This window comes from Haemophilus sp. THUN1691 (assembly GCF_059704425.1).
Map to the genome: position 1 here is coordinate 289,951 of NZ_AP046578.1, position 19,064 is coordinate 309,014.

Below are 19,064 nucleotides of genomic sequence, written 5' to 3' on the forward strand. Positions count from 1 at the left end.
CCAAATTGAATACACCTACTGTAGCGAATTTTTACGTAATTTGCTATCGATAAATCCCCAAATCAAGCCGACAATCAAGCCTGAAATATGCGCTGCATTTCCCATTTCAACACCAAATAATGGGCTAACAAAACCTAATGCGATCCCCACTAATAACATTGTGAAAAAACCTTCTGGCAAATCAAATAAATGATGATTCAATTTATCACGTATAAATACATAACCTAGAACCGCATATACAACACCAGAAAGCCCAAAGAAACCGGGGCCAGACACATAATTTTGCACATACCCTGTTATAGCGGAAGCTACAACATACAACATCAATAATTTGACCGAACCAAAAGTGCGCTCAATCATTCCACCGAAAATAAAAAACCAAGACAAATTAAACAAAATATGCAAATTAGATAAATGTACCAGTGTATGTGAGATATAACGCCACGCTTCGCTATCTTGCTCTTCGTAAGCGGGGTAATGCATCAAATACATAATATCGTCTTCAAAACCCAGCTGTTGAGCAATATAAATAAGCGCGCAAAGTGCGGTGAGAATTAGCGTGATTTTTCCCTGTTGAGCTAAAAAGTTTTTCATTCGTGATCTCAAGTTTCTACGCAAATTTAAAAATCTGACTTTGCATTAAAGGTCATTATTTCCCCAGTAATGGGGTGGGTAATCGTCAATTCTTCTGCGTGCAAACATAATCTTGGCGACATAGCTTTAGCCTGAGGATGAGAGTAAAATTTATCGCCTAGAATTGGATGCCCCAATGCTAACATGTGCAAGCGTAATTGATGAGATCTGCCTGTCACGGGCGTCAGTTTCACGCGAGTACTGTTATTGGGCAAACGTGCTAAAACTTCGAATTTTGTGACCGCTCTTTTTCCTAAAACGAAATCCAAACGTTGGCGAGGTCGATTTTCCCAATCACAAATCATTGGCAAATTTACCTCGCCATAATCTTTCTCCAAATGTCCCCAAACAATCGCTTGATAATGTTTTTTTGGTTCACGTTCGCGAAATTGACGTTTTAATTCACGATCCGCCGCCTTACTTAAAGCAAACACAATAATACCGCTCGTTGCCATATCCAAACGATGAGCTGGCTCACAAAAACCGAATTTTTCTTTCACTCGACTCATTGTACTATCGTAATATTGTGGTTGATTGCCCGGCACGGAAAGCAAACCGCTAGGTTTGTTCACCACGCACAAATGATTATCTTGATAAATAATATCTAAATAAGGTTCAAGAGGCGGATTGTATTCAATCAATGCCATTTTTATTCCTTGTTCGTCACAATGACACGCAAGCAATCCAAACGCCAATTTGCTTTAGAAAGCTCATCCAGTGATTGTGTTCGTTGTTGTTCCAAAATATCAATTTCGCTTTGGCGAATATTTTTATTCACGGCTCGCAAAGCCTGTAAACGGTTAATTTCTGCGCTTAATTGTTGATCTGCTTGATTTTTAGCCTCAGAAATAATCAGTTCAGCTAAAGATTTTACGAGTTGATCGCCTCGCGTGATCAAGGCTTCAATATTGGCCCGTGCCATTTTCACCATTTGATTAGCAATATTTTTACCAAGTGGTTTCAATTTGCTATGCAATGTTTCAAAAGCAACTTGCTCACCAATGTTATTTCCTTTGTTATCAAGCAGCAGACGAATAGGCGTTGGCGGCAAGAAACGATTAAGCTGTAACCCTTTTGGCGATTGGCTTTCCACCACGTAAATCAATTCAATTAATAAGGTTCCAGCGGGCAGTTGTTTATTTACAAGCAATGCCATTGCGGCTTTGCCAATATCACCAGAAGCAACAAGATCAATACCCTGACGAATCATAGGATGATCCCAAGTCAAGAATTCCATTTCTTCACGAGCAAGGGCAAGTTCTCGATCAAAGGTAACCGTCACACCTTCTTCTTTTAAACCCGGAAAATCAGGCACAAGCATTGTCCCAGTTGGACTAATTACAATACTATTAGCCCCAAGATCTTCTTGCTCTACGCCAATAATATCAAACAATTTTAAGGCAAAATTTACAAGCTCAGGCGAATTATCTTCATCAGCAATTTGATCCGCTAACGCTTGTGCTTGCTCACCGCCATGAGAATTTAGCTCTAATAAACGATCGCGACCTTTTTCTAACTCAATCTTGAGTTTTTCCCGTGCTGTTTTAGTTTGTTTTAATAATTCAAAAAATTCATTCTCTGAAAGTGCGGTAAAATTTGACCGCACTTTTTCCAACTCATCGGCAAACTGAGAAAATAATGCCATTCCCATTGGACAAGTTTGTTCAAAAGCATTCAATCCCTCATTGTACCAACGAGCCAAACGACTTTGAGGCGAATCTTTCGCACAAGGCACATAAATTTGTACATCACGTTTTTGTCCAATACGATCTAATCGGCCAATACATTGTTCCAATAAATCAGGATTTGTCGGTAAATCAAATAACACTAAATTTGCTGCGAATTGGAAGTTACGCCCTTCCGAGCCGATACTCGAACTGAGTAAAACCTGCGCGCCGGTTTCTAAATCCGCAAAATAAGCCGCAGCTCTATCTCGTTCAATAATCGACATTTTTTCGTGGAACACTGCGGCACGAATCGCCTCACGTTCACGTAAAATTTGTTCTAACTGAATCGCCATGGCCGCAGTCTGACAAATCACAAAAATTTTTTCATCGCGATGTAGTTTGAGGAAATCAATCAGCCAATCAATTTTATCATTCTCTTCAGAGAGTGTAATTTGGTGGTAAACACGTTGCGGAAAACCTTTCACGCCTTGACGTGTATTGCGGAATAACATTCGCCCCGTGCCATGACGATCAATTAAGGCTTGGATCAGTTCCTGGCGGGCACGATGTTGTTCTTCATCATTATTTGATGCAATCGCTTTAAAAAGTGGCTCAACATCTTGTTCAAGCAACAAATCAGAAATATGATTTTTTTCTACCGCACTTAATACCTTATTTGCCAGCAAAGATTCAACGGCATTAACCACAGGTTGGTAGTGTTCCTGCTCTTTCACAAAGGTTTGATAATCAAAGAAACGTTCTGGATCCAGTAAGCGCAAACGAGCAAAATGACTTTCTTGCCCAAGTTGTTCTGGAGTTGCAGTGAGTAACAAGACGGATGGAATGATACGAGCAAGCTGTTCAACTAATAAATAAGCAGTACTTGGCGAGGTTTCAGACCACACCAAATGATGTGCTTCGTCCACAATTAAGCAATCAAATTGAGCATTGAGCGCCTGCTCCACTCGGTTTAGATGAATTTCTAACCAATTCAGCGAACAAATAATTAAGCTTTCAGTTGTAAACGGATTAACGGCATCAAGATCAAAATCGTTGCAACGTTCTTCATCAAAAAGTGCAAAATGCAAATTAAAACGACGAAGCATTTCTACCAGCCATTGATGTTGCAACGTTTCTGGCACGATAATAAGAACACGTTGCACTTTCTCAGCAAAAAGTTGATTCTGCAAAATCATTCCTGCTTCAATGGTTTTCCCTAAACCAACCTCATCCGCCAACAACACGCGAGGATTAACTCGATTACCGACTTCAGCGGCAATATGAAGCTGATGAGGAATTAAACCCGCACGCGTTCCGCGTAGACCACGCAATGACGATTTAAATTGTGCTTGTTGATGACAAAGCGTGCGATAACGCAATGCAAAATGACTGCTACGATCAATTTGCGCTGAAAACAGACGCTCTTTCGCTTGGCTAAAAGAAATAATCGATGAAATATCGCGTTCTTGCACAATGACATCTTCACCTTGTGGATTTTTAACTAAATAAAATAGCAAACCGTTCATATTTTGAACGTCTAAAATCTTACCTTGCCAGCCTGCTTGATGGGATAATGTTTCACCTTTGCTAAATACAATTCGGCTTAAAGGCGCTTGTGCAGCAGCATATATACGCGTTTCATCCGCCGCAGGGAAATAAATCGTGACAGTTCTTTGATCTAATGCGGTAATGATACCTAATCCTAAAGCGTTTTCACTTTCACTCAACCAGCGCTGACCAATAGCAAAGGGCATAATAATTCTCTTTCTGATTTTTATTGATAAAATTTGGGGGCGTATTGTAGCTTGCTTAAATAGCAAAAGAAATTAATAAAAGAGAATAAAAAATGGATTGAAGAAATAAATGGCACGCCCTAAAGGATTCGAACCTTTGACCCACGCCTTAGAAGGGCGTTGCTCTATCCAGCTGAGCTAAGGGCGCATTCAAAGGATTTCTTTTGTACGGAATTTCAAGACAATATAAAAGAAGTGGTCGGCGAGATAGGATTTGAACCTACGACCCACTGGTCCCAAACCAGTTGCGCTACCAAGCTGCGCTACTCGCCGACGAGTGCAGTCAATTATAGGTTTGTTTTTATCTCAGTCAATTAATTTTTTGATTTTTTAATTTAATTGTTCAAAATTATTCCACTTTAGGAAAAATGCCCCCTTTTTCGTTGTAAAAAAATCATTGTCCGCTAAAATAGCAAACGCTTTCTTTCCCATCATTCAAAAGGACAGCCCAATGACCGCACAAATCATCTCTGGTACCGCACTTTCAAAAAAAATTAAAGCCGATGTGGCAGATAAAATCACTCATTACATTAAGCAAGGAAAACGCGCGCCTGGGCTTGCAGTCATTCTCGTGGGTGCCGATCCTGCTTCGCAAATCTATGTCGGTAATAAACGTAAAAGCTGTGAAGAAATTGGCATTATCTCTAAATCTTATGATCTGCCAGATACCACCACGCAAGAGAAATTGTTAGCAGTTATTGACCAGCTTAATGCAGATAAAAATATTGATGGTATTTTGGTACAGCTACCGTTACCCAAACAAATTAACACGGAAGCAATAATTGAACGCATCGACCCAACAAAAGATGTAGATGGTTTCCATCCTTACAATGTTGGGCTTTTATGCCAACGCATTCCAACTTTACGTGCCTGCACCCCTTATGGCATAATGAAACTATTAGAAACAACGGGCATTGACTTACATGGCAAACACGCAGTAATTGTAGGCGCATCCAATATTGTCGGCCGCCCAATGTCTTTAGAATTATTATTGGCAGGCGCAACCGTCACAGTAACTCATCGATTTACCAACGATTTAGAAAGCCATGTTCGCCAAGCAGATATACTTGTCGTCGCGGTAGGTAAGCCGAATTTGATCCCCGGAGATTGGATCAAAGAAAGTGCGGTAGTCATTGATGTCGGAATTAACCGCCTAGATGGAAAATTAGTAGGCGATGTAGAGTTTGACAAAGCAGCCGAAAAAGCGGCATATATTACCCCCGTTCCTGGCGGTGTTGGGCCAATGACCGTTGCAATGTTAATGAGCAATACGCTTTACGCTTATGAACACAACAAATAGCTTTGTATAAAAGAATCCTATCACAAGAAAAATGGGTTAAAGCCTGATTAGCTTTAACCCATTTATTTTAATCACTAAAGAATTCTGTAAATAATCAAATCTAAATTAGTTCAACCAGAACATATAGCCTACAGTCGAAATCACAATAATACACACCAAATTCAATACGAAACCAGCTTTTACCATTTCACTTTGTTTCACTTGACCAGAACCGAATACAATAGCATTTGGTGGCGTTGCAACTGGTAGCATGAAAGCACAAGATGCACCAAGACCAATAATTAATGCTAAACCAATTTCTGGCATACCCAATGATTGGGCGATAGAAATAAAGATTGGTACGAGTAGTGCCGCACTTGCTGTATTAGAGGTAAATTCAGTTAAGAAAATAATGAATGTAGCAACTAACAAGCCAATAAGATAGAAATGTTGTCCTTCAATCATAAAGACAATGCTATCAGCTAAAATCTTGCTTGCTCCGGAATCCTTCAATACTGCACTTAATGTTAATCCACCACCGAAAAGCATTAATACGCCCCAATCGGTACTTTCTTGAATTTGTTTCCAGCTTGCAATGCCCGTAGAACAAATCACAATAGCTGCTAATAAAGCGACAACACTATCGAAGCTCGCAATATTTTTCTGCAAACCAAGTAAGCCTGAAATCAGCGGATTAATTTGCCCACTAAATACCCAAGTTAAAGCAATTACAACAAAAATAACAAGCGTTAATACACGCACTGAATTCATTTCAATGCTTTCAAAAGATTGCTCAAAATTAATATGAAGTTTTGGCTTAAAAATAATGTAAAGTGTACCAATCATCAGTGGTAACAAAATAATCATTATTGGTAAACCATACCATAACCAATCTGCAAAAGTTAAATGCAAGTTACTTGCTACAATCGCATTCGGTGGACTGCCCACCAAGGTTCCCATACCACCAATTGATGCACTATAAGCTATCCCTAACAACACAAATACATAAGTATTATGTTCTTTCTCACGATCAAGTTGGCTTAAAATTCCCATTGCGAGGGGTAACATCATGGCTGCAGTTGCCGTGTTACTCATCCACATAGAAAGGAAGGCTGTAATCAAAAAGAGATAAATAATGGCAATAAATAAATTACCACGCGCTAATGCCATAATCTTATTAGCAATCATTTTATCAAGTTTTTGAATATGCAAGGCTGTAGCCAAAGAAAAGCCACCAAAGAATAAAAAGATCGTAGGATCAGCAAAAGCCACTAAAGCTTGCTTAGTACTCACTAAATCTAGCGCAATCGCTAATAATGGCACCAATAATGCGGTAACCGTAACATGTAATGCCTCGGTTAACCAAAGCACTGCGACAAAAGCCAATAACGCTAAACCAGCACTAGCCTTTGGCTCATAAGGTAGCACGTTTAATAACACAAAAAACAGCACTATATCTAAAATAAAAATAATGCCATTTTTATGATTTTTGAAAGATTTCATCTCAGTCATAAAGCTCCTCCGTTAGTGTTCTAACTCGAACGGACTACAATGTTAAATGAATGTTAATAAGTTGCAATGCTCAATTTTCAGAAATGTGATCTAGTGCAATAAATTTCGATAAAAAAAGTGCGGTTATTTTTTATACCTCCTAAAAGTTTGACAAAGCGACCTACTGATTAGAGTTCAGATTCTTTATGACTAAACTAAAAGGACTAAGCTCTGTGGCTTACAGAACTCAGTCCTTAATTCAACAATCTAACTTTTTAGGGGCAGCTCAGTTTTAGCTAACCGCTTTTGATCATGAGAGAATTATAAAATCTCTTTTGCTTTTGCTACCACGTTATCCACGGTGAAACCAAAGAGTTTGAATAATTGATCTGCTGGTGCTGATTCGCCGAAGCTATTCATACCCACTACGCGACCTTCAAAGCCAACGTATTTATACCAGAAGTCCGCAATACCCGCTTCAATCGCAACACGTTTGGTTACAGCCGCAGGTAATACGCTTTCACGGTAAGCTGCATCTTGTTTATCAAAACGGTTAGTGCTTGGCATAGAGACTACACGTACTTTTTTACCTTCGGCAGCCAATACATCTGCTGCTTTCACTGCTAATTCCACTTCAGAACCTGTCGCAATGAAGATTAATTCAGGTGTGCCTTCACTGTCTTTTAACACATAAGCACCGCGTTTAACTGCATCTAATTGTGCAGAAGTGCGGTCCATTTGTGCTAAGTTTTGACGGGTAAAGATTAATGCACTCGGACCATCTTTACGCTCAACTGCTTGTTGCCATGCAATAGCTGACTCTACTTGGTCACATGGACGCCATGTTTCAAGATTTGGAATTAAGCGTAATGATGTGGTTTGCTCAACCGGTTGGTGAGTTGGACCATCTTCGCCTAAACCGATCGAGTCATGAGTATAAACGAATAAAGAACGTTGTTTCATTAATGCCGCCATACGCACCGCATTGTGAGCATATTCGTAGAACATTAAGAAGGTTGCGCCGTAAGGAATGAAACCACCGTGTAATGCAATACCATTCATGATTGCTGACATACCGAACTCACGCACACCATAGTTAAGGTAGTTACCGCCTACGTTTTCGTGTGCACGAATTGGTTTAGAACCGCTCCATAACGTTAAGTTAGAGCTTGCTAAGTCTGCAGAACCACCTAAGAATTCAGGTAATACGTGAGCATAAGCTTCGATTGCATTTTGTGATGCTTTACGGCTTGCAATGCTCGCTGGGTTAGCTTGTAATTTTTCAATGAACGCTTTAGATTCAGCCGCCCAATTCGCTGGTAATTCACCGTTTACACGACGTGTGAATTCTGCAGCCAGTTCTGGATATGCTTTTGCATAAGCGGCAAATTTTTCTTCCCAAGATTTTTCTGCTGCTGCGCCTTTTTCTTTCGCTGACCATTCAGCATAGTACTCAGCTGGAATTTCAAATGGACCATACTCCCAGCCTAGTGCTTTACGGGTTAATGCGATTTCTTCATCACCTAATGGTGCACCGTGACAATCATGAGAACCAGATTTATTTGGTGAACCGAAGCCGATGATGGTTTTACAAATAATTAACGTTGGTTTTTCTTTTTCTGCTTGAGCAAGAATGGTTGCGGCACGAATTTGTTCTGCATCGTGACCATCTACATTACGAATCACTTGCCAGCCATAAGCTTCAAAACGAGCTGCGGTATCATCGCTGAACCAGCCATCAACATGACCATCAATCGAAATGTTGTTGTCATCGTAGAATGCGATTAATTTACCTAAGCCTAATGTGCCTGCTAAAGAGCAAGCTTCATGGGAAATCCCTTCCATTAAACAGCCATCGCCTAAGAATACATAAGTGTGGTGATCGACAATTTCATGGCCTTCACGGTTAAATTGGCCAGCTAAGGTTTTCTCAGCAATCGCCATACCCACTGCATTAGTGATACCTTGGCCTAACGGACCCGTTGTGGTTTCAACACCTGGTGCATAACCATATTCTGGATGGCCTGGGGTTTTAGAATGTAATTGACGGAATTGTTTTAAATCTTCGATAGAAAGATCGTAGCCTGTTAAATGTAATAAGCTATAAATCAACATTGAACCGTGGCCGTTAGAAAGCACAAAACGGTCGCGATCAGCCCATTTAGGATTGTTTGGGTTATGTTTTAAGAAATCACGCCATAATACTTCAGCGATATCCGCCATTCCCATTGGTGCACCTGGGTGGCCTGATTTTGCTTTTTGTACTGCATCCATTGATAAGAAACGAATTGCATTGGCTAATTGTCTACGAGTTGCCATTTTGTTCTCCTGTTATAATTCGCTTTGAAAAAATAATCTTGCGCATTCTACCTTATTTCTGAAGGAAATTTAGCAAAAATCCGCACTCAATTTAATAGTTTGTGACAATAATCAAATTCTACGGCGACGCTGGTGAAAACGCGTGCTACTCGATTTTACTTTCAAATTTACCGCACTTTTTTTCTCTTTGTGTTTGCGATAAGCCCGTCGATAGTGACTTAAAAAATAATGAATAGAGCTTGCCATCACCGCGCCAAGTAAAAAGATAATAATGAGCTCACCATATAATTGGTGAAAGATTTGATTAATTTTTGATTGGTTAGATTGCGTATATTGCGCATCAATGGTGACACGTAAAAATCCTTTAATGCCACTTTGGGCGTAAAGTGGCTCTACAATTTGTTGGTTATTTTCATCGGGTGAATTACGAGTCTCGCGACTTTGAGCCAGTAATTTTCCTTCGCCATCATATAAGCTGGCATCTAAAATAAAGTCTTCTTTGACTATTTGATCAAGATTGTCCGTTAATTGCTCTGTTTTGGCATTGTTTGTCAGTAAAACTGAAAATAAATTGGCTTGTTGACGAACCAAAATATGTGAGATGTTTGCCACTTGGTTTACGCTAGCAAATTGTGAACTCAGCTTAAATTGTTTTACACCAAATAAGATAACGCCAAGTGCAGTTAGGATTAGCACAATAATCGTTGCAAGCATGGTTGATTTGATTAGTTTTTCTTTAATTATTTGCACTTTTTCAACTCACATCGGTTAAAATCTTTTCAGTCGCCACAATTTACAGGATTTTTATGCAAATTCAACGTTTCGAAAGCATTACTCAAAAATACCCACAATTTCCTACCGCACTTTTAGTTAATGAGGAACCTATACAGAACGGAGAGCCTTTTATCTTATACGGCACAAAGTTGGACATAACTAATCTGGAAAAATTTCAACAAAAGTGCGGTCAAAATTTTCAGATTTTTGATGTTTGGATGGTAGAGCAAAATATTGTTGTTTTATTGAAAGGTCAATGGTTTGCTGAGTTTGTTAACTTTGCTCATGACGTTGAAGTAGATATAGCTAAATTAGGTTTTAGCCCTAAATTGTCTCAAGCTGGGTTGTTGGTGATGGATATGGATTCTACCGCTATTCAAATTGAGTGTATTGATGAAATTGCGAAATTAGCGGGAGTAGGCGAACTTGTTTCTGCGATTACGGAAAGTGCAATGAGAGGTGAATTAGATTTCGAACAAAGTTTGCGTCGTCGAGTGGGTACATTAAAAGGTGCGCCAGAAAGTATCTTACAGCAAGTTAGAGAGAATTTACCGCTAATGCCTGGATTAGTTGAAACGATCCAAACCTTACAGAAATATGGTTGGAAAACCGCAATTGCTTCAGGCGGATTTACTTATTTTGCGGATTATTTGAAAGCCTTATTACAGCTTGATTTTGCTGCATCAAATCAATTTGATATTGAAGATGGAAAACTCACAGGCTTAGTTAAAGGTGATGTGGTTGATGCCCAATACAAAGCTAAAACATTACAACATTTGTTAGAGGAATACAGTATTGATTCACAATATTCTATTGCTATTGGTGACGGGGCAAATGACTTGGCAATGATGAATGTGGCTGGGCTAGGTGTTGCGTTCCATGCTAAACCTAAAGTGCAACAACAAGCGCAAATTGTGGTAAACTTCGCCGACTTAACCGCACTTTTATGCCTTTTAAGTGCCAATGATCGAATTTAATAAAATGGGAGAAGACTATGCCATCTTTTGATATTGTTTCTGAAATCACTTTACACGAAGTCCGTAATGCAGTGGAAAATGCCAACCGTGTACTTAGCACGCGTTATGATTTTCGTGGTGTAGAAGCGGTAATTGAATTAAATGAAAAAAATGAAACGATTAAAATCACCACAGAATCTGATTTCCAACTTGAACAATTAATTGAGATTTTAATTGGATCTTGTATTAAACGTGGTATTGAGCACAGTTCTTTAGATATTCCAGCAGAAAGCGAACACCATGGTAAACTTTATAGTAAAGAGATTAAACTTAAACAGGGTATTGAAACGGAGATGGCGAAGAAAATTACTAAATTAGTAAAAGATTCTAAAATCAAAGTTCAAACTCAAATTCAAGGTGAGCAAGTGCGTGTGACAGGTAAGTCACGCGATGACTTACAGGCAGTCATTCAACTTGTTAAAGGCGCTGAATTAGGCCAACCATTCCAATTTAATAATTTTAGAGATTAGTTTTCAAATAAGGGCGAAATGTTGCCATAGTTTTTTGATAAAACTTGACGAACACCGCTTTCAAGCGTAACATTCGCCCGATTTTTTAACGAGAAGGACACACACTTTGGACAGTCATAGTCGATACCGAATATCGCTCTAGACGCCCGCCTTTTTATTATCGGCGCGCGTTCGCCGGTAAATTTACCGTTGTTTCGGCATCTCTTAACGAAAACTTTGCGATTTTTCACCGCACTTTCGTTTCTTCTTTAATTTGTTCACTGTTAGCTGTTCATAATCCTATAAGGAGTATGAAATGATCAACGCGTTTGCTATCAATGATTCCCGCTTGGTTCGCATTGACGAAGACCAAACTGATCTCAATACTGCCATTTGGCTTGATTTACTTGAGCCAACAGGCGAAGAACGTGAAATGCTACAAGAAGGCTTAGGTCAAAGCTTAGCATCTTTTCTAGAATTGGAAGATATTGAAGCTTCCGCCCGTTTCTTTGAAGACGAAGATGGTTTACACCTTCACTCATTTTTTTATTGCGAAGATGAAGACAATTATGCTGATTTAGCGAGCGTCGCTTTTACTATTCGTGATGGCCGTTTATTTACGTTGCGTGATCGCGAGCTACCAGCATTCCGTTTATATCGTATGCGTTCACGTAGCCAGCGCTTGTTAGAATGTAATTCTTATGAAGTTTTACTGGATTTATTTGAAACGAAAATTGAGCAATTAGCGGACGTGATTGAAAACGTTTATGCAGATTTGGAAGAGTTGAGTCGCGTTATTTTAAACGGGAAACAAGATGAAGCCTTTGATGAGGCATTAAATACACTCACGGAACAAGAAGATACGAGCTCAAAAGTTCGTTTGTGCTTGATGGATACTCAACGCGCACTAGGTTTCTTGGTTCGCAAAACGCGCTTACCAACTAATCAATTAGAACAAGCACGAGAAATCTTACGAGATATTGAATCTTTACAGCCGCATAATGAATCCTTGTTCCAAAAAGTAAACTTTTTAATGCAAGCTGCAATGGGTTACATCAATATTGAACAGAACAAAATTATGAAATTTTTCTCAGTTGTTTCTGTGATGTTCCTTCCTGCAACATTAGTTGCATCCACTTATGGTATGAACTTTGATTTTATGCCTGAATTACATTTTAAATATGGTTATCCAATGGCAATTGGATTAATGATCGCAGCCGCATTGACACCATATATTTATTTCAGAAGAAAAGGATGGCTATGATGGAATTATCCCAAACCGCATTATTTATCGGGTCAATTATTAATCTTTACGCACTTGTATTGATCTTACGAGCTTGGTTACAGTTTGCTCGAGTGGATTATTACAACCCTGTTTCAACATTTGCAGTAAAAATGACTGATCCAGTATTAAAACCTCTACGTAAAATTGCGCCTACTGTTAAAAATATCGATACTTCTGCTTTACTGTTAGTATTTATTATCGGTATGTTGAAAGGTATTATTTATTTTGGTTTATCAGTAAATGTACTCTTAGTATTGGGTGTGTTAACTGTATTGAAAAGCATTGGTTTAGCAATTTTTTATGTGCTTTTTATTGAGGCGGTTTTAAGTTGGTTTAATCGTGGAAATAGTCCTGTGATTTATGCGTTTTATCAACTCTCAGAACCTCTTTTAAAACCTATCCGTCGATTCTTACCAACATTAGGGATGATTGATTTTTCCCCTATGGTCATCGTATTTATCTTATTGTTCTTAAATAACCTAATGCTTGATATGTTAGGTGGACTTTGGATGATTGCTGGTTAGAGATTAATAGGCTGTAAATAATAGGTTATCAATTTTATCCTCAAAATAGTGAAAATCGTAAGAGCATTAAAGATTAGCTTTCCATTTCTGATATCGTTTAGTTTAGCTCATAGTATTACCGATAATTTACTAAAACAAGACGTTACGGTGGATCAACCTAATAAAAAGAGAACAATATTTCGTTTATAGCCTAATAAAATAAAAGAATTTCTCGATTAAAATTCTAACGATTTTCTAGCGCTTTTTTCACTGGGGCAAAGCTACGACGATGTTGCGGTAACGCGCCAAGTTCAGCTAATTTTTCCAAATGTAATTTGGTCGGATAGCCTTTATGATGGGCAAAAGCGTATTCTGGATATTGCTTGTCTAATTCTTCCATTTCTTGGTCTCGTGCTACTTTCGCCAAAATAGAGGCTGCACTGATTTCCGCTACAAGGCTATCACCTTTTACGACGGCTTGCGCTGGAATATCTAAGTTTTTTGGGATCTTATTGCCATCAACCAACACAAAGTGCGGTTGAATTTTTAAAGATTTTACTGCTCGAGTCATTGCCAGCAAGGAGGCTTGCAGGATATTTATCTCGTCAATTTCGTTAGCTTCAGCTCGACCTAATGCCCACGCAAGGGCTTTTTCTTTGATTTCTTCAGCAAGGGCTAAACGTTTTTTCTCTGAAAGTTTTTTAGAATCAGCGAGGCCTTCAATTGGATTATTAGGATCTAAAATGACGGCTGCCGTTACAACCGCCCCAACTAGAGGGCCTCGCCCAACTTCATCAACGCCAGCGATCAATTCATAGCCTTGTGGATATTCAAACATTTTCTGTTCCTTCTAATAAATCAATGACTGCTTGGGCCGCTTGCTTATCGGCATTGCATTGAATTTTTTGGTGTAAATCCGTGAAGTGCTGAATTAAAACATGGCGATTTTTTACCGCACTTTCATCATCAGAAAGATAAGCAGATAGTTTTTCAGCGAGCAATTCTGGCGTGCATTCTTCTTGAATCATTTCAGGAACAAGCATTTCATTCGCAAGCAAGTTTGGTAAAGAAATATAATCGGTTTTCACTAAACGTTTTGCTAAGAAATAGGTCAGTGGTTTCATTCGATAACCAACCACCATGGGTGATTTACAAAGCATTGCTTCAAGCGCAGCTGTTCCTGAAGCAAGCAATGTTGCATCAGCTGCGATCATTGCTTGTCGTGCATTGCCATCAATTAAATGCAGGTCTAGATTTGGCGCAATTTTAGCTTTAATGGCTTCAAATTGAATTCGTCTTTTTTCGTTCACCAAAGGAACGAGGAATTGTAAATCAGGAAATTGTTCTTTTAACAATAAAGCAGTTTTCAAGAAAGGCTCAGCCAGAAATTCCACTTCTGAACCACGGCTTCCAACTAGGATAGCTAAATAGCGTTGTACGGGATCAATCTGTAGCATTTGGCAGGCTTCGGCACGGTTTGGTTTGAGCGGAATAGCATCTGCCATTGTATGTCCAATAAAACGGCAAGGTACGTTAAATTTATCGTAAAAGGCTTTCTCAAAAGGCAAAAAGGCAAGAACTTGATGAGTCGCTTTGGCAATTTTGTGAATGCGATTTTGACGCCATGCCCATACAGAGGGGCTCACGTAATGGATAGTTTTAATTCCGTTTGCTTTGAGCTTGAGTTCTACATCCAAATTAAAATCAGGTGCATCAATGCCGATGTAAACATCAGGTTTTTCTTGTAACATAGTTTGAATGACATTTTTGCGAATTTTCAACAGTCGAGGAAGATGTTTCAAAATTTCAGCCAAGCCCATGACTGAAAGTTCTTCCATATCGACAAGCGTCTCACAGCCTTCAGCCAACATTCTTGGGCCAGCAATGCCAATAAAGCGAGCATTAGGATAATGAGCTTTGAGCTGGCGAATTAAACCAGCACCGAGAATATCACCAGATACTTCTCCTGCAACAAGAGCAATGGTTGGATTTGTTTTGTTCATCAAATTTATCCTAAAAAATAACCGCACTTTGGCGTGCAAAGTGCGGTTGGATACAGAGATACTTTATTAACGAATAATACCGCGAGTTGAACGTTTGAAAAATTCAACGAAGAAACTGATCGCTGAATCGGTTTCTGCAATTTGCTCAATTTCTGGTAACACTTCTTCGAGCGTTTTGCCACTACGATAGATCATTTTATAAACGTTACGGATTGCGTGCATGGTTGGTTTATCAAAACCACGACGTTTTAAACCTTCTAAGTTTACACCAAATGGACGGGCGTGGTTGCCTTGTGCCATAACGTAAGGAGGTACATCTTGGCTTACCATAGAACCGCCTCCTAACATGACGTGTGCGCCAACGATCACAAATTGGTGAATGGCTGACATGCCACCAACAATGACGAAATCATCTAATTCTACGTGACCTGCAAGCGTTGCATTGTTTGCCAAAATACAGTTGTTTTTAATTTGGCAATCATGTGCAACGTGAACATTCACCATTAATAAATTGTTATTGCCAATAGAGGTTACGCCACCGCCTTGGATGGTTCCACGATGGATTGTCACATGTTCACGGATTCGGTTGCCATTACCAATAATCGTTTTGGTTGCTTCGCCGTTATATTTTAAATCTTGGTTCACTTCACCAATGCTAGCGAATTGATAAATTTCGTTATCTTCGCCAATAACCGTATCGCCACGTACAACAACATGAGATTTCAATACAGTGCGAGCTTTAATTTCAACGGTGCCTTCAACAATACAGAAAGGCCCGATAACAACACCGTCACCAATAACTGCGCCTTCTTCAACTAAGGCTGTAGGATGGATTTTTGCATTTGGGTGGATCATATTTACCCCCTTAATTAACGACGAGCGCACATTAGTTTTGCTTCACAAGCAATTTCACCGTTTACGGTTGCAACACCAGTAAATGCAGTGATACCACGGCGTTCTTTAATCACTTGAACGTTTAATTCCATTTGATCTCCAGGTAACACTGGGCGTTTAAAGCGCGCTTCATCAATACCTGCGAAATAGAATAATTCACCGCCTTTTAATTCGTGAGTTTTAAAGGCTAAAATGCCCATTGCCTGTGCCAAAGCTTCTAAAATTAAAACGCCCGGTAAAATTGGTTCGCCAGGGAAGTGACCTGTGAAACAAGGCTCATTGACGCTGATATTTTTAATCGCTTTTAACCATTCGCCTTCTTTAAAATCCAATACGCGATCCACTAATAAAAATGGATAGCGATGTGGTAATAAAGTCATAATTTCTTTTGATTCGATCACTCTTGGTTGTTGTTCTGACACGTTGACACCTTACAAAAAATAAACAAATAAAATCTCTCGGATTATACGATATTTACGACTAAAAATAAAACGCACTCAATATAGCCTAGTGTTTAGGACGAATATCAATGGCTGGATCGTCATCTTTACGATATTTTTCATCAATTCGTTTTTGCAATCCAAAGTCATTTTTATCCGATTCGTTAGAAAATAAATCTTCTGTTTGCGTTAATTGAGGATTTTGAATTCCTATCCAATTTGCGATTCCTTCTAAGAAGTTCAAACCTGATTTAAACACCTTATATTCTTTGCGTTCGGTGTCATCCGACGAAATTTTGAATAACGGAATATTATGATGTTCTCGACTGAAACAGTTTTGATTGAACAAAAGTATATTGTTTTTTTCATCCTGTTGGTGGCACAAACCGTGATCTGAGAAATAAATCATTGAGAAAGTGCGGTGATTTTTCTTCGCGTTTTCTGCAAGCTGATCATATACACGTTTTAAAAATTCATCAGTTTTCTTAATAGACGACACATAGCAATTTAAGTAACCATATCTCGGATTAAGATCTTTATCGTTAAAGATTTTTGGATAATCTTCGACACGGTCACAAGCCATTGGATGTGAGCCATAAATATGCAACACAATAAAACGTTTTCCTTGAATAGGATCTTCTAGTACTTGGGCGAATTTTGGTAATAAATCAAAATCACTAAAGTTAGTAGAATTAAAGCTCCCGCCTTTTTTCAAGAAAAAGGTTTCATCAGATTTTGATGCAAGGGATGAAACTGGCGTATCAAATTCACCGAGCATACCTTGATTAGAAAGCCAATAAGTTTTCACGCCTGCAGATTTGATGAGATCGACTAAACTCAAACTATAATTGGGTTCCCATTTTTCTTTGTTAGGGAGGGTTAACATAAGTCGAAGTGAGGCAACAGTATTTGTTCCCGCTGAACGAAAACCATCAATCAGCGTGCCTTTAGCGCTAGACATAAACGGTGTGTTCTCAATCGGATAGCCGTAGGCATGGTGATAATCTTTACGCGCACTTTCACCAAGAACAATCACATAATCATCATAGCGTGAATTTTCTAATGTTGATTTTCCCCAGTTATCAGATTGGGACATTTGTTTTAGTTTTTGCACTTCATCTACAATTTTTAATGTGGAACTTACTATTTCTTTAATCGGTTCAGCAAGCGGCATGTTGTAGGCAAAGAGCAATGTCGCCAAGGCAATAAATGTTTTATTACGATAAAATTTTATGTCAAATTTCACCGCACTTTTGTACTGAAGAAAAATCAAAATAGGAATAGCGAAAGCAATTAAGTAACTACTCACTGGGATTTGCAATAGAAATTCCTTCGTTTCCAACATATCTGTTGCGAAAAGCGAGGCGATATATTGATAGCTTGGCGGGCCAAAATTTAGCCCTGTAGGCGTATAAAAAGCATGCAGTAATGCAAGCGGTAGCAAAATAAAATAGAAGGATTTTTTACTGCTGCTTAATAAGAGAATAGTTGTTGTCGCAAGCAGAATAAGAGCTACACTTGGTTCTGTAAACATTCCAGAACCGATTAAAATAAAATAACCCGCTAATGCGGCACAAATCATCGCAAAAAGTGCGGGCAAAATTTGGCTTGTTTTTTTCGTGTTCATAATTGTCTTCCCTGAAAAGAAAATGTCTCTATTATCCACCTTTCACTCAGAATTTCCATATTTAACTTCTTCACTCTTGAGCGGTTATTTTATAGAATAAGCCAATTTTTTAAGCCAGAGGGAAAAAACAATGAGCCAACCAATTTATAAACGTATTTTATTGAAATTAAGCGGTGAAGCATTACAAGGAGAAGATGGTTTTGGTATCGATCCTGCGATTCTCGATCGTATGGCTGTTGAAATTAAAGAATTAGTGGAAATGGGCGTGGAAGTCGGTGTTGTTCTTGGTGGTGGTAACTTATTCCGTGGTGCAAAACTAGCAAAAGCGGGGATGAATCGCGTGGTGGGCGACCATATGGGAATGCTTGCTACGGTAATGAATGGTTTGGCAATGCGTGATTCTTTATTCCGTGCTGATGTGAATGCAAAATTAATGTCCGCTTTCCAATTAAATGGTATTTGCGATACTTATAACTGGTCTGAAGCAATCAAAATGTTACGCGAAAAACGCGTAGTCATTTTCTCTGCGGGAACAGGAAGTCCATTCTTTACCACTGATTCTGCTGCTTGTTTGCGTGGCATTGAAATTGAAGCTGATGTTGTGTTGAAAGCGACTAAAGTTGATGGCGTATATGATTGTGATCCTGCGAAAAATCCTGATGCAAAACTTTATAAAAATTTAAGTTATGCAGAAGTGATCGATAAAGAATTACAAGTGATGGACTTAGCGGCGTTTACTTTAGCTCGCGATCATGGCATGCCGATCCGAGTGTTCAATATGGGTAAACCTGGTGCATTACGTCAAGTAGTGACTGGTACCGAAGAAGGCACCATTATTTGTTAGTGAATATTGAAAAGTAAAACGGTAGGAAAATTCCTACCGTTTTTATT

17 protein-coding genes and 2 tRNA genes are annotated in these 19,064 nt (G+C 38.9%); 6 read left to right on the forward strand and 13 right to left on the reverse strand.

Features of this window, described 5'->3' with window-relative positions:
- Positions 1–15: 15 nt before the first annotated feature.
- The 5 genes from AC6H0J_RS01405 to AC6H0J_RS01425 all read right to left on the reverse strand — a co-directional run bounded on the left by AC6H0J_RS01405 (position 16) and on the right by AC6H0J_RS01425 (position 4,366).
- Positions 16–594 (reverse strand): rhomboid family intramembrane serine protease, encoded by a 579-nt coding sequence (locus AC6H0J_RS01405; protein ID WP_005629606.1) that lies wholly within the window; start codon positions 592–594, stop codon positions 16–18.
- Positions 595–620: 26 nt separating this feature from the next.
- Positions 621–1,280: a bifunctional tRNA pseudouridine(32) synthase/23S rRNA pseudouridine(746) synthase RluA gene (rluA, locus tag AC6H0J_RS01410; RefSeq protein ID WP_005629608.1), complete on the reverse strand. Its 660-nt coding sequence runs from the start codon at positions 1,278–1,280 to the stop codon at positions 621–623.
- Positions 1,281–1,282: 2 nt separating this feature from the next.
- Positions 1,283–4,054 (reverse strand): RNA polymerase-associated protein RapA, encoded by a 2,772-nt coding sequence (rapA, locus tag AC6H0J_RS01415; protein WP_118817507.1) that lies wholly within the window; start codon positions 4,052–4,054, stop codon positions 1,283–1,285.
- A 110-nt stretch (positions 4,055–4,164) separates the two neighbouring features.
- Positions 4,165–4,241, reverse strand: a tRNA-Arg gene (locus AC6H0J_RS01420).
- A gap of 48 nt (positions 4,242–4,289) precedes the next feature.
- Positions 4,290–4,366, reverse strand: a tRNA-Pro gene (locus tag AC6H0J_RS01425).
- A gap of 178 nt (positions 4,367–4,544) precedes the next feature.
- Here AC6H0J_RS01425 and folD point away from each other — a divergent pair.
- Positions 4,545–5,393 carry a bifunctional methylenetetrahydrofolate dehydrogenase/methenyltetrahydrofolate cyclohydrolase FolD gene (folD, locus tag AC6H0J_RS01430; protein ID WP_005629614.1) on the forward strand — a complete coding sequence of 283 codons (849 nt, stop codon included), beginning with the start codon at positions 4,545–4,547 and terminating at the stop codon, positions 5,391–5,393.
- 105 nt (positions 5,394–5,498) lie between these two features.
- Here folD and AC6H0J_RS01435 read toward each other — a convergent pair whose 3' ends face one another.
- The 3 genes from AC6H0J_RS01435 to AC6H0J_RS01445 form a co-directional block, all read right to left on the reverse strand.
- Entirely contained in the window at positions 5,499–6,884 is a 1,386-nt protein-coding gene (locus AC6H0J_RS01435; protein ID WP_005629617.1) for a DASS family sodium-coupled anion symporter, read from the reverse strand.
- Between the two features lie 300 nt (positions 6,885–7,184).
- Entirely contained in the window at positions 7,185–9,182 is a 1,998-nt protein-coding gene (gene tkt, locus AC6H0J_RS01440) for a transketolase (protein WP_046952883.1), read from the reverse strand.
- A gap of 111 nt (positions 9,183–9,293) precedes the next feature.
- Positions 9,294–9,932 carry a YtjB family periplasmic protein gene (locus AC6H0J_RS01445; RefSeq protein WP_005629621.1) on the reverse strand — a complete coding sequence of 213 codons (639 nt, stop codon included), beginning with the start codon at positions 9,930–9,932 and terminating at the stop codon, positions 9,294–9,296.
- A 56-nt stretch (positions 9,933–9,988) separates the two neighbouring features.
- Between AC6H0J_RS01445 and serB the strand changes: the two genes are divergently transcribed.
- The 4 genes from serB (at position 9,989) to AC6H0J_RS01465 (ending at position 13,230) form a co-directional block, all read left to right on the forward strand.
- A complete protein-coding gene (gene serB / locus AC6H0J_RS01450) occupies positions 9,989–10,933 on the forward strand; it encodes a phosphoserine phosphatase (protein WP_005629623.1) in 945 nt (314 codons plus the stop codon).
- A gap of 17 nt (positions 10,934–10,950) precedes the next feature.
- Entirely contained in the window at positions 10,951–11,442 is a 492-nt protein-coding gene (locus AC6H0J_RS01455) for a YajQ family cyclic di-GMP-binding protein (protein ID WP_005629625.1), read from the forward strand.
- Positions 11,443–11,737: 295 nt separating this feature from the next.
- Positions 11,738–12,685, forward strand: coding sequence for a magnesium/cobalt transporter CorA (gene corA, locus AC6H0J_RS01460; RefSeq protein WP_005629627.1), 948 nt, complete (start codon positions 11,738–11,740; stop codon positions 12,683–12,685).
- On the forward strand, positions 12,685–13,230 hold the full coding sequence (locus tag AC6H0J_RS01465; protein WP_497513577.1) for a YggT family protein: 546 nt from the start codon (positions 12,685–12,687) through the stop codon (positions 13,228–13,230). Before corA ends, AC6H0J_RS01465 begins: the two co-directional genes overlap by 1 nt.
- 223 nt (positions 13,231–13,453) lie before the next feature.
- Here the strand turns inward: AC6H0J_RS01465 and rnhB are convergent, their stop codons facing one another.
- The 5 genes from rnhB to AC6H0J_RS01490 all read right to left on the reverse strand — a co-directional run bounded on the left by rnhB (position 13,454) and on the right by AC6H0J_RS01490 (position 18,173).
- Positions 13,454–14,047 carry a ribonuclease HII gene (rnhB, locus tag AC6H0J_RS01470; RefSeq protein ID WP_005629714.1) on the reverse strand — a complete coding sequence of 198 codons (594 nt, stop codon included), beginning with the start codon at positions 14,045–14,047 and terminating at the stop codon, positions 13,454–13,456.
- Entirely contained in the window at positions 14,040–15,212 is a 1,173-nt protein-coding gene (gene lpxB, locus AC6H0J_RS01475; RefSeq protein ID WP_005629712.1) for a lipid-A-disaccharide synthase, read from the reverse strand. The genes rnhB and lpxB overlap by 8 nt, the downstream gene beginning before the upstream one ends.
- A 66-nt stretch (positions 15,213–15,278) precedes the next feature.
- Complete coding sequence (gene lpxA / locus AC6H0J_RS01480) at positions 15,279–16,067, reverse strand: acyl-ACP--UDP-N-acetylglucosamine O-acyltransferase (RefSeq protein ID WP_005629710.1); 789 nt, start codon at positions 16,065–16,067, stop codon at positions 15,279–15,281.
- Between the two features lie 14 nt (positions 16,068–16,081).
- Complete coding sequence (gene fabZ / locus AC6H0J_RS01485) at positions 16,082–16,486, reverse strand: 3-hydroxyacyl-ACP dehydratase FabZ (RefSeq protein WP_044233196.1); 405 nt, start codon at positions 16,484–16,486, stop codon at positions 16,082–16,084.
- Positions 16,487–16,613: 127 nt separating this feature from the next.
- Positions 16,614–18,173, reverse strand: a complete 1,560-nt coding sequence (locus AC6H0J_RS01490; protein WP_497512720.1) for a phosphoethanolamine transferase — start codon at positions 18,171–18,173, stop codon at positions 16,614–16,616.
- A gap of 130 nt (positions 18,174–18,303) precedes the next feature.
- On the opposite strand from AC6H0J_RS01490, the gene pyrH reads away from it, so the two are divergent.
- Positions 18,304–19,017, forward strand: a complete 714-nt coding sequence (pyrH, locus tag AC6H0J_RS01495) for a UMP kinase (protein WP_497512721.1) — start codon at positions 18,304–18,306, stop codon at positions 19,015–19,017.
- Positions 19,018–19,064: the final 47 nt, after the last annotated feature.

What these genes read in the sequence shown, in the direction of transcription:
- AC6H0J_RS01405 (WP_005629606.1), bottom strand. Translation starts at nt 594, where the DNA reads ATGAAAAACTTTTTAGCTCAACAGGGAAAAATCACGCTAATTCTCACC.
- rluA (WP_005629608.1), bottom strand. Translation starts at nt 1,280, where the DNA reads ATGGCATTGATTGAATACAATCCGCCTCTTGAACCTTATTTAGATATT.
- rapA (WP_118817507.1), bottom strand. Translation starts at nt 4,054, where the DNA reads ATGCCCTTTGCTATTGGTCAGCGCTGGTTGAGTGAAAGTGAAAACGCT.
- folD (WP_005629614.1), top strand. Translation starts at nt 4,545, where the DNA reads ATGACCGCACAAATCATCTCTGGTACCGCACTTTCAAAAAAAATTAAA.
- AC6H0J_RS01435 (WP_005629617.1), bottom strand. Translation starts at nt 6,884, where the DNA reads ATGACTGAGATGAAATCTTTCAAAAATCATAAAAATGGCATTATTTTT.
- tkt (WP_046952883.1), bottom strand. Translation starts at nt 9,182, where the DNA reads ATGGCAACTCGTAGACAATTAGCCAATGCAATTCGTTTCTTATCAATG.
- serB (WP_005629623.1), top strand. Translation starts at nt 9,989, where the DNA reads ATGCAAATTCAACGTTTCGAAAGCATTACTCAAAAATACCCACAATTT.
- AC6H0J_RS01455 (WP_005629625.1), top strand. Translation starts at nt 10,951, where the DNA reads ATGCCATCTTTTGATATTGTTTCTGAAATCACTTTACACGAAGTCCGT.
- corA (WP_005629627.1), top strand. Translation starts at nt 11,738, where the DNA reads ATGATCAACGCGTTTGCTATCAATGATTCCCGCTTGGTTCGCATTGAC.
- AC6H0J_RS01465 (WP_497513577.1), top strand. Translation starts at nt 12,685, where the DNA reads ATGGAATTATCCCAAACCGCATTATTTATCGGGTCAATTATTAATCTT.
- rnhB (WP_005629714.1), bottom strand. Translation starts at nt 14,047, where the DNA reads ATGTTTGAATATCCACAAGGCTATGAATTGATCGCTGGCGTTGATGAA.
- lpxB (WP_005629712.1), bottom strand. Translation starts at nt 15,212, where the DNA reads ATGAACAAAACAAATCCAACCATTGCTCTTGTTGCAGGAGAAGTATCT.
- lpxA (WP_005629710.1), bottom strand. Translation starts at nt 16,067, where the DNA reads ATGATCCACCCAAATGCAAAAATCCATCCTACAGCCTTAGTTGAAGAA.
- fabZ (WP_044233196.1), bottom strand. Translation starts at nt 16,486, where the DNA reads ATGACTTTATTACCACATCGCTATCCATTTTTATTAGTGGATCGCGTA.
- AC6H0J_RS01490 (WP_497512720.1), bottom strand. Translation starts at nt 18,173, where the DNA reads ATGAACACGAAAAAAACAAGCCAAATTTTGCCCGCACTTTTTGCGATG.
- pyrH (WP_497512721.1), top strand. Translation starts at nt 18,304, where the DNA reads ATGAGCCAACCAATTTATAAACGTATTTTATTGAAATTAAGCGGTGAA.